Genomic DNA, 7729 nt, shown 5'->3' with positions numbered 1-7729 from the left:
CGCCGCCGCGACCGCGTCGGCCAGCGCCTGCGGCGGGCGGCCGACGTCGAGGCGGAGGCCCGCCTCGTCGGACTGCAGCGGCTCGAGGGTGGCCAGCTGCGAGTCGAGCAGGGAGACCGGCATGAAGTGCCCGGGCCGCTCGCTCATGCGGGCGGCCAGCAGCTCGCGCGTTCCGTCGAGCTCAGCGAACACCGCCGCGGGCGCCTCCGCCCGGATGAGGTCGCGGTAGGCGCGCTTCAGCGCCGAGCAGGCGACCACGACTCCGTCCGGACCGGTGGACGCGAGGGTGCGGCCGACCTCCCGCAGCCAGGGGATGCGGTCCTCGTCCGTGAGCGGCGTGCCGGAGGCCATCTTGGCGACGTTCGCCGGCGGGTGCAGGGCGTCGCCGTCGACGAACGGCACGCCGAGACGCTCCGCGAGCAGCTCTCCGACCGTGGTCTTGCCCGACCCGGACACGCCCATCACCACAACCTGGACCGGCTCCACCCGCGTTCCTCCCCTGACTCTCCGACTCACGCGAACCCGACGACACCGACGACTCCGGCGACGGCCCCGCCGCTCACCAGTCGTGCATCGAACCGTCCAGCAGACGGTTCACCGGCAAGTATGCCGCCTGATACGGGAAGGACTCGGCCAGCACCTCGTCGTAGTCGACGCCCAGGCCGGGCTCCTCGCCCGGGATCAGCAGCCCGTCGGCGAACGAGTACCCGGGCCGGAACAGCTCGTCGGTCTCCGGGCTGTGCTTCATGTACTCCTGGATGCCGAAGTTCGGGATGGCCACCCCGAGGTGGATCGCCGCCGCCAGTCCCACGGGCGACACGTCGGTGGGGCCGTGCACACCCGACTTGATCTGGTAGACCGCGGCGTAGTCGAAGATCCGCCGGAGGCCGGTGATGCCGCCGGCGTGCGTGACCGGTGAGCGCACATAGTCGATCAGCTGCTCCTCGAACAGCTCCCGGTAGTCCCAGATCGTGTTGAACACTTCGCCGATCGCCAGCGGCGTCGTGGTGTGCTCCCGCACCCGGCGCAGCACGGCCTGGTTCTCGGCCGGCGTCACATCCTCCAGCCAGAACAGGTCGTACGGCTCCAGCGACTTGCCGAGCTTGGCGGCCTGGATGGGCGTGAGCCGGTGGTGCGCGTCGTGCAGCAGCGGCAGCTCGGGCCCGAACTCGTTCCGCACCGCCTCGAACACGCCCGGGATGTGGCGCAGGTAGGAGCGCGTGTCCCACTGCTCCTCGACCGGCACCGCGCTGCGGCGGGCCGGCTCGTGGTCGTAGCGCGTCGTGGTGCCGCCGGCGCCGGCCGTCGCGTTCGCCGAGGACGCGACGCCGTACACCGACCCGAGGCCGGGCACGCCGGTCTGGATGCGGATCGCGCGGTAGCCCTGCTCCAGGTGCGCGCGCACCGAGTCGAACAGCTCCGGCAGCTCCGCCCCCGACGCGTGACCGTAGGTGAGGCAGCCCCGCCGGCTGCGGCCGCCGAGCAGCTGATAGAGCGGCAGGCCGGCGACTTTGGCCTTGATGTCCCACAGCGCCGTGTCCACCGCGGCGATCGACGCCATCGTCACCGGGCCGCGCCGCCAGTACGCGCCGCGGTACAGGTACTGCCAGGTGTCCTCGATCTGGTGCGCGTCCCGTCCGATCAGCAGCGGGACGACGTGCTCGCTGAGGTAGGCCGCCACGGCGAGCTCGCGCCCGTTCAGCGTGGCGTCGCCGAGGCCGGTCACGCCGTCCTCGGTCGTGATGCGGAGGGTGACGAAGTTGCGGCCGGGGCTGGTGATCAGGACGTCGGCGGCGGTGATTCTCATGCGTGTGCTCCTTGCAGGGATGCGATACGGTCGGCGATCAGCGCGACCAGGTCGGTGCGTTCGGTGAGGTCGGGGGCGAGGGCGGCCACGACGAGCGCCGCGCGGTCGGAGGGGGTGCGGGCGTCCCGCAGCCGGGCGGGCAGGTCGCCGGCCCCGGCATCGCGCACAGACCCCGGCTCCGTCGTCGCCAGGTGCAGCGCCCAGGCGCCCAGCACTCCGGCCTGAGTGCTGCCGGGCGGGCGGCCTTCGGCGAAGCGGGCGCGCAGCGGGTCCAGGATGCGCGGACCGAGCTTCTGCGAGCCGTCGGTCGCGATCTGGGCGAGCCGGTGCTCGATGCGCGCGTTGGCGAAGCGGTCCCGCAGGGCGGCGAGCGCCTCCTCCACCGCGGCGTCGTCGAACGGGAGGCCGTCCCGCTGCTCCGCCCACAGCCGCTCCAGCTCGTCGCGTAGCGCCGGGTCGGCGACGGCCTCGGCGACCGTCGTGCGCCCGCGGAGGAGGCCGTGGTAGGCGAGCAGGGAGTGCCCGGCGTTGAGCAGCCACAGCTTGCGCCGCTCGAACGGCTCGATGTCGGCGACGAAGCGGGCTCCCCCGGCCTCCCAGCCGGGACGCCCGGCGGGGAACGTCCCGGCCAGCACCCACTCGGTGAACGGCTCGGTGATGACGGGCGCGGCGTCGTCCCACCCGGTGAGGCGGCGCAGTTCGGCGCGGTCCGCGTCCGTCGTGGCCGGGGTGATGCGGTCGACCATCGTCGAGACGAAGGCGACCTCCGTCCGGATCCACGTGGCCAGCGCAGCGTCGGGCGCGGCGAGCGCGAGCACCGCATCCCGGATCACGTCGCCGTTGCGCGGCAGGTTGTCGCAGCTGACCACCGCGATGCCGCCCGCGCCGGCGGCGTGCCGGGCGGCGAGACCGTCGAGCACTCGGGCGGCCGCCGAGGCGCCCGGGCGATACCCGGCCTCCGTCACGGTCAACGTGAGCACGCCGACCTGCGGGTCGGCGATGGTCTGCCGCCAGGCGGCGCGGTCGGCGCCGTCGTGCACCCGGCTCAGCGCCTCGATCGTGCGCGGGGCGTCGCCGTCGGCGCCGCGCTCGACCAGCGTGTAGAGCGCATCCTGGGCCGAGAGCACCCGGGCGGCCTCGGGGCTCCGGCCGGTGAAGGCGGCGATCCCCCACTCGCCGCCCGCTTCGTTCGCGAGCTGCGTGTACCAGGCCTGGTGCGCACGGTGGAACGCGCCGAGGCCCAGGTGCGCGACCCGGACCGGGTGACGCGCGGAGCGCCGGGGCGGCGTCACGCCGCGTCCGCGGTGCGCGTGCGGGCCTCGACGGCACGCAGGTAGGCGAGATCGTCCCGGGTGCGCTCCTCGAGGGGCACCTCCGTCGAGAAGTCCTCGCAGGTCACCCACCCGTCATAGCCGAAGGCGTGCAGGGCGCGGAAGTACGCATCCACATCCCCCGCGCCGGTCCGGAGCGGCGCCCACTCGTGGTGCCAGCGGATGGTGCCGTCCTCCTCCGGCTCCCCCGCGACCCAGGCCGCGTTCTTCACGTGCACGTGCGCGAGGTACGGTCCGAGCAGCTGGAGGCCGGCCAGCGTCTCCTCGCGGCCCTCGATGACGAGATTGCCGAGATCGTGGATGACGCCGACGTGCTCCGGGTCGAGCCCGTCGAGCAGGCGGAAGGCCGCCGACGCGGACGGCGTGATCGTCTCGTGGTGCAGCTCCACCAGCGCCTTCACGCCGTGATGAGCCGCGCGCGACGCGGCCCACTCCACGTCGCGCCGCGCCGCGGCGAACAGGTCACGGTAGTCGCCGGAGTCGGTGCGCGGCATGGTGACGCGCACCTGCCCGGCGCCGAGCCGCGCCGTCGCCGCGAGCATCCGCTCGACGTCGTCGTGCTGGTCGCAACGGGCGTAGCCGCCGATGCCGGAGTAGGCGAGACCGGATTCGCCCGTGATGCGGGCGATCTCGTCGAGGTGGTCCTCCAGCCCGGTCAGCGGCCAGGTCGCGCGGTTGCCCGCCCAGAAGCCCGGCTCGGCCGTCTGCTGCTGGTCGGTGATGCGCCACTCAATGCCGTCCCATCCCTGGGCGGCGAGGATGCGCGCGGCCTCCTCGGGCGTCCATTCGGGGGTGGATGCGGTGAAGACGGAGAACCTCATGCCGGCACCCCCGTCGTGACGGTGACGCCGTCCAGGTCGCCGGCGACCACCTCGTCGAAGCGGACCGGGCGGCCCAGCGTCGCGGACAGGTAGACGGAGCGGACGACGCAGAGCGAGACGAAGGCGTCCTCCACCCCGACGCCGGGTGCTCGACGGTCGTCGATGGCGTCGACGATGTCCTCGTACTGCCGCAGGTGGCCGGTCACGAAGACGTCCGGGCCGCGGTCTCCCCCGCGCACCTCCGCGGCCGGCACCACATCGGAAGCACGGTCCGCGGTGTCGCCGTCGGCGAAGAACGACTCGAGCTGGTCGTCGTGCACCACCGCCGAGCCGCGGTCGCCGTGCACTTGCAATCGCACCGCGAGGCCCGGGAAGGCCGCCGTCGTGGCATGCAGCACGGCGAGCGCGCCGGACTCGAAGCGGATGGTGGCGACGGCGATGTCCTCCACCTCGACGCGCTCGTGCGCAAGCAGGGCGGTGTGTGCCGTGATCTCGACCGGCCGGCCGAGGAACCAGACGAGCAGGTCGACCGTGTGGACGCCCTGGTTCATCACCGCGCCCCCGCCGTCGAGGTCCCAGGTGCCCCGCCACTGCCCGGAGTCGTAGTACTCCTGGCTGCGCCACCACGCGACCGACGCGACCCCGCTGGTCAGCCGGCCGAAGCGGCCGCTGTGGGCGGCCTCCGCGACCGCGCGCGAGGCGGGATCGAAGCGGTGCTGGCTGATAACCGAGACGACCAGGCCGTCGCGCTCGGCGGCACGGGACAGCTCCAGGATCTCGCGGGCGCGACCCATGTCGGTGTCGAGCGGCTTCTCGATCACCACGTGCTTCCCCGCGGCGATGGCCTCGCGCGCCACGTCGACGTGCAGGCCGCTCGGCGTGCAGATGACGACGACGTCGATCGGCGCGGCGGCGAGGGCCTCGGTCAGCGCCGCGAACTCGGCGGGCCGGGCGCCCGACTCGGCCTCGACGGTGTCCGCGAGCGTGTGCGCGGCCGCGAGGACCGCATCCACCAGCGCGGTGATCGTCAGCCGGGGATGCCGCAGGATGGCGCGCGCGTGGTTGAGGCCGATGATGCCGCAGCCGACGATGGCGACGTTCAGCGGCGAAGCGCCGGAGGTGGTGGGGTCTGTCATGCGAGGGTCACTCCGATCCGGTCGGTGAGAAGGCGGAACGCGCGTCCGGCACGGCCGAAGGCCGCGGGGCCCGAGAAGCCGCCGAGCGCGTTCACGTCGGTGAGGTGGGGTTCGAGGGAGGCGAAGCCCGCGTAGCCGTCGTCGCGGAGCGCGGTGAGCGTCTCCAGCACCTGGCCGTCGCCCTCCCCCGCCGGGACGACCTCGCCGGTGGCGGCGAGCGCGTCCTTCACCTGCAGGTACTCCAGGTGCGGCCGCAGCAGGGCGTAGCCGTCGTCGAAGGGATGCGCGACGCCGACCTGCACGAAGTTGGCGCTGTCCCAGGCCAGGCGCAGCGCCGGCGAGCCGACCGTCTCGACGATGTCGAGACAGCGCTCGGGGGTGTCGCCGTAGATGTCCTTCTCGTTCTCGTGCAGGAGGACCACGCCGGCGGCCTCGGCGCGGTCGGCGAGAGCGCGCATCCGCACCATCACGTCGTCGCGGATGCTCTCCACGGTCACGCCCTCGGCGCGGAAGAACGAGAACAGCCGGATGTAGCGCGTGCCGAGCCGGTCGGCGGCCGCGATCGCGCGGTCGAGCCGCTCGACCTCGTGCTCGACGGGCAGCGCCACATCCACCTTGCCGACGGGCGACGCGATGGCGGAGACGCCCATCCCCCGCTCCTCGAGCACGGCCGCCAGGCGGTTCAGCTGCTCGCCGTCGAGGTCGACGATGTTGACGCCCCAGGCGCTGCGCACCTCGATGCAGCTCGCACCGAGCGCTTGCAGCACCGCCACCTGGACGACGGGATCCTGGTCGATCTCGTCGCCGAACCCCGACAGGGTCCACGTCGTTGCGTTCATTCCTCCACTGGTCACTTCACTCCTCCGGATGTCAATCCGCCCACCAGGTACCGCTGGAAGACGAGGTACAGCACCACCACCGGCAGTGCGCAGATCAGGGATGCGGCCATCGTCTGGCCGTAGAGCGGCACCGCGCCGCCCTCCTGCGTCGCGCCGAACACCTGCAGCGCCACGGCCGCCGTCCGGGTCTCCGGGTTGGTGAGCACCGACGCGAACAGCACGTCGTTCCAGCCGAGCAGGAAGGCGAAGATGCCCGAGACGACGATGCCGGGCCAGCTGAGCGGCACGACGATGCCGGTGAGGATGCGCCACGACGACGCGCCGTCGATGCGGGCCGCCTCCTCCAGCGCCTTCGGCAGCCCGCGCAGGTAGGTCACCATCACCCAGGTCGAGAACGGCAGCGCGAAGGTCAGGTAGGTGATGAACACGGCCCACCGGGTGCCGATGATCTGCACGCCCAGCAATGACGCGGTGGACGAGAACAGCACGAACACCGGCAGCAGCATGAGCGTGCCCGGGATGGACTGCAGCCCGAGCAGCCCGCGCAGGAACGACAGCCGCCCACGGAACTCGTAGCGCACCAGCACGTAGGCGGTCGCCACCGCGAGGAAGGCGCAGACGATCGCGACGGCGCCGCAGATCAGGACGCTGTTGGCGAGTCCGGTGCCGAGGTCGACAGTGGTCCACACCTTGAGGTAGTTGTCGAGGTGCAGCTCCGTCGGCAGGAACGCGCCGGCCGCCACGGAGACGTCCGAGTTGACGGACGAGAACAACATGTAGAGCACCGGTCCGAGCACGATCACGAGCAGCACGGCGATGATCGTGACGATCAGCCAGCGCGGCAGCAGGCGGTGGACGTCTGCACTGGAGCGGACGACGGTCATCGCTGCGCCTCCTCTCCGGAGTCGAGCTTCACGGCCCGCAGGTAGACGAACAGCGGGATGGCGATGAGCACGAGCGAGCAGATCGCCATTGCGGCGCTCAGCCCGAACCGGAAGCTCTGGAAGCTGGTCGTGTAGGTGAGCACCGGCAGCACGTCCACGTCCTGAGGCGCCGGGATGCCGAACAGCACGAACGGCAGGGTGAACGCGTTGATGTTGTGCAGGAACGCGATGATCAGCGCCAGGAAGATGGAGCCGCGCAGGTACGGCAGGATGACGTACCGCAGCTTGATCCACCAGGTCGCCCCGTCGATCGCGGCCGCCTCGTGCACCTCCGGGTCGACGCTCTGGAGTCCTGCGACGACGAGCAGGTAGAAGAACGGCCACGAGGTCCACAGCTGCACCAGGATGAGCGACCAGTAGCTGAGCGGCCCGTTGAGCCACAGTCCCGGGTGGACGCCGACCGAGCCGAGCAGGCTGTCCACTACACCGCCGGGCTGCAGCATCGTGCGCCACAGCGTCCCGACGACGAACGCCGGGAGCACGTACGGGATGAGGAACAGCGAGCGCACGAGGGCCCGGCCTCGGAAACGGTTCTGCGTGGCGAGCGCCGCCGCGACGCCGATCGGGAGCGTGATGACCGCCGCGATGACCGCGAACGAGACGCTGATGCCGATCGAGCGCAGCAGCGGGGACGCCACGACGGCCTCGACGTAGTTGCCGAGCCCGATGAACGGCGCCTGCAACCAGCTCTGCAGCGTGTACTGGTCGAGGTCGAGCGTGGACATCACCACGGCGACGATCAGCGGAACCACGATGATGATCAGCATCAGGATGCCGCCGGGCAGCAGCATCCACAGCGGACGGTTGCGCCGCTCCAGGCCGCGGCGGCGCGGGCTGCGCGCCCCGGCCGG

The 7729-nt window shown here is 72.1% G+C and carries 8 protein-coding genes; all 8 read right to left on the bottom strand.

Going from position 1 to position 7729, the window contains the following annotated elements; genetic code table 11:
• Positions 1 to 486, bottom strand: a 486-nt coding sequence (locus tag ACTJI1_RS04365; RefSeq protein ID WP_440741687.1) for a gluconokinase, incomplete at its 3' end; no start/stop codon positions are given.
• A gap of 73 nt (positions 487 to 559) precedes the next feature.
• Complete coding sequence (manD, locus tag ACTJI1_RS04360; protein WP_440741686.1) at positions 560 to 1807, bottom strand: D-mannonate dehydratase ManD; 1248 nt, start codon at positions 1805 to 1807, stop codon at positions 560 to 562.
• Positions 1804 to 3099 carry a mannitol dehydrogenase family protein gene (locus tag ACTJI1_RS04355; protein ID WP_440741685.1) on the bottom strand — a complete coding sequence of 432 codons (1296 nt, stop codon included), beginning with the start codon at positions 3097 to 3099 and terminating at the stop codon, positions 1804 to 1806. The genes manD and ACTJI1_RS04355 overlap by 4 nt, the downstream gene beginning before the upstream one ends.
• Positions 3096 to 3959 carry a sugar phosphate isomerase/epimerase family protein gene (locus ACTJI1_RS04350; protein ID WP_440741684.1) on the bottom strand — a complete coding sequence of 288 codons (864 nt, stop codon included), beginning with the start codon at positions 3957 to 3959 and terminating at the stop codon, positions 3096 to 3098. Before ACTJI1_RS04350 ends, ACTJI1_RS04355 begins: the two co-directional genes overlap by 4 nt.
• Positions 3956 to 5095 carry a Gfo/Idh/MocA family protein gene (locus ACTJI1_RS04345; protein ID WP_440741683.1) on the bottom strand — a complete coding sequence of 380 codons (1140 nt, stop codon included), beginning with the start codon at positions 5093 to 5095 and terminating at the stop codon, positions 3956 to 3958. Before ACTJI1_RS04345 ends, ACTJI1_RS04350 begins: the two co-directional genes overlap by 4 nt.
• Entirely contained in the window at positions 5092 to 5934 is an 843-nt protein-coding gene (locus ACTJI1_RS04340) for a sugar phosphate isomerase/epimerase family protein (RefSeq protein WP_440741682.1), read from the bottom strand. The genes ACTJI1_RS04345 and ACTJI1_RS04340 overlap by 4 nt, the downstream gene beginning before the upstream one ends.
• Positions 5935 to 5945: 11 nt before the next feature.
• On the bottom strand, positions 5946 to 6818 hold the full coding sequence (locus ACTJI1_RS04335) for a carbohydrate ABC transporter permease (RefSeq protein ID WP_440741681.1): 873 nt from the start codon (positions 6816 to 6818) through the stop codon (positions 5946 to 5948).
• Positions 6815 to 7729, bottom strand: a 915-nt coding sequence (locus tag ACTJI1_RS04330; protein ID WP_440741680.1) for a carbohydrate ABC transporter permease, incomplete at its 5' end; no start/stop codon positions are given. The genes ACTJI1_RS04330 and ACTJI1_RS04335, both read right to left, overlap by 4 nt.

Source organism: Leifsonia sp. 22587, assembly GCF_052044215.1.
GTDB lineage: Bacteria > Actinomycetota > Actinomycetes > Actinomycetales > Microbacteriaceae > Leifsonia > Leifsonia shinshuensis_C.
The sequence above is the reverse complement of the archived record's forward strand: the minus strand, read 5'-3'. Positions and strand labels throughout refer to the sequence as shown.